General features: G+C 50.1%; 2 protein-coding genes. Both read right to left on the minus strand.

The window, feature by feature from the left end:
- Positions 1-427 precede the first annotated feature (427 nt).
- Positions 428-2,017: an IS66 family transposase gene (gene tnpC, locus J3482_RS19810; protein ID WP_206923042.1), complete on the minus strand. Its 1,590-nt coding sequence runs from the start codon at positions 2,015-2,017 to the stop codon at positions 428-430.
- Between the two features lie 77 nt (positions 2,018-2,094).
- Entirely contained in the window at positions 2,095-2,457 is a 363-nt protein-coding gene (gene tnpB, locus J3482_RS19815; protein WP_021295534.1) for an IS66 family insertion sequence element accessory protein TnpB, read from the minus strand.
- Positions 2,458-2,593 lie beyond the last annotated feature (136 nt).

Genomic DNA, 2,593 nt, shown 5'->3' on the forward strand with positions numbered 1-2,593 from the left:
GCACTGATGAACAGCAGTTACTAGCTCCAACGTCAGTTTTGCATAAATAGCTAACACTAGGGGTTGCACTCAATTTACACCACTTGACGGGACACTACCGGTGGATTCGGGTCAAAAGCCTGAGTTCGCCTGTGTTTTTGCGTTGCAGGGAAAAGGATTGAGGGTGAAGGGCAGGACAAAAAAATTGGGGCGGGGGAACTTAGAGGATAGAGCGAAAATCCTTATCTGACAAGGGTCATCTTGGAGGGAATATACGCTTGCCTAATCAACACATTGGAAAGCATACAGAACAGGAAACTGATTGATTTCTATACTGTTTTGGCCAATCCATAATGTAAGCGTCAAACGCAGGACACATTGAAGGTAGGTCATTCGTCGTCATTATAATCAGAAATCCCCACCGGTTACGGCGGGGACTACTGTCGTGTTATGGAGTCTTTCTCCTTGAATGTCGCACTTCGTCCGGTAAGTTCCCAGCCCAAGGCAGCAGCGCGGCCAACGAGTCAGATTCATCGTCGGGGACGTTTGGTAGTTGCTCGAACAGATAGCACAGATATTGAAACGGGTCGAGTCCATTCTCTTTTGCAGTTTCCACGATACTGTATGTGATGGCGCTCGCTCTAGCTCCGCGCGGCGTATTGCTGAACAGGAAGTTCTTTCTCCCGATCACAAATGGCTTAATGGAACGTTCACCGCGGTTGTTATCGATCTCCAGATGGCCATCCTCAAGGAACACGGTGAGCTTACCCCATTGGCGTAGGCAATAATTCACTGCCTCTCCCAAGGCACTCTTTGGGAGTGTGTTTTCCTTCTGGAATTCAAGCCATGGCAAAAAAGCATCCAGGACTGGACGACTTTGCTCGGGGCGCTGTTCGTACCGCTTCTCGGGAGTCATGTCTTTTAACCCACGCTCAATTTTGAAGAGACGATTGCAATATTCCAGTCCTTCCCTTGCAGCCACGGGCGTGTTCCGTTTGGATGCGGGTAAGGCCTTGATGGCCTCGTCGAATTTCCTTCGGGCATGACTCCAGCACCCTGACAGGGTCACATTCGGAATGTCCTCGTACCCTACGTAGCCATCCACATGGATGTATCCGTGAAATCCTTGGAGGAACCTTGTTGGATGCTCCCGACTGCGCGTCTCTTGGTAGTCGTACAAAACAATGGGTGGACCGTCCCGTCCGCTGCGGTAGAGCCACATGTAGGACTTCGTATCTGCGGCTCTGCCGGATTCGTGAAGTACCTGCAGCGTTGTCTCGTCCGCGTGTAAGTACTTCCGTTGTAGGAGTTCCTGGTGCATCCGGTCGTATATTTTATTCAACCATGTCGTTGCACCAGCGAGGACCCAATTGGCCATGGTTTGTCGTGATAACGGAAAGCCCTGTCGCTCAAACTGTTGCTCCTGCCGATAGAGTGGCATCCCCTCGACGTATTTCTTGCTCATGATGTAAGCCACTGCTGAGGCAGAAGCTAAGCTCCCCGGAAATGCCGGACGTGGCATGGAAGCTTTCACAACAGGGGTTTCAATTTCATGCTTCTCACAATGACGACAGGCGTAGATATATTGAACATGCTCCACGACCTTCATCTGGGCCGGAATGATTTTGATCTCAGTTCGCGTTTCAGAACTCATTTCATGCATGGCGCCACCACAGCAGGAACACACCTGCTCCTCTTCGGGTAGGTGATACTCCATTCGCTCCACAGGCAGATCCTTTAGGAGTTCTTCACGCTGACCCGGACGTTTCTTTTTTCGCTTGTAGGTGATGGTTTCCATGGTGGGCTCTTCAAGCGTAGGTTCAGACTCGACTTCGGCTTCGTTAAACAACAGCGTCTGTACGGAGTCGGTCTTGGTCCGTTCACTAGACGCAGCAAAACGTTGGTGAGTTGCTTTGCGCAATTTCTCCTCAAGCCACTCTACCTTAGACTTGAGTTCGTCATTTTGCTGCTTAAGTATGGTGTTTTCTTGCTGCAAGGATTCAACCTGTTCGGTGGTGGAACTCTTTGGTTTCGCCATGCTATATATTTCGACATGCGAGCTAAAATCCCTTGTCACAAAAGAGATTACGGAACTTTTATTTTGCCACTGAGAGACTAGATGACCGTGCGCGCGGTTACCTTTTTATGAGCCTGTCGTTGGGTGATGGACAGTCCGTCTAGCAACCACCGCAACTGCTGCCGACTGACCGTAACCGTTTCGCTGTTCGTTACGTCCGGCCATTGAAAGCGACCACGTTCCAAACGACGATAATGGAGCCAGAATCCATTCGTATCCCACTCTAGGATTTTAAGCTTGTCTCGTTTTCGGTTGCAGAAAACGAAGAGGGAAGGCGAAAATGGACTGAGCTGAAAGACCTCTTGAACCAGGACTGCCAGCCCGTCGATAGACTTACGAAGATCTGTACTGCCGCTCGCCAAGTACACCCGTTGCTCTGAATTCGCCTCATGGATGAGCATCTGCCAAAGCCTGAACGACCTGTATGAACAGTTTGGTGTTGAAGCCCTCAGACACTTCAATCCTGGCTTGACCAACCTGAACAGTGAGCGCTTCGTTACTGCTCGGTTTAATGACTGATTCCATCTCCACTGAAAG

Origin of the sequence: Alicyclobacillus suci, from assembly GCF_017329615.1 — a bacterium.
Taxonomy (GTDB): domain Bacteria; phylum Bacillota; class Bacilli; order Alicyclobacillales; family Alicyclobacillaceae; genus Alicyclobacillus; species Alicyclobacillus suci.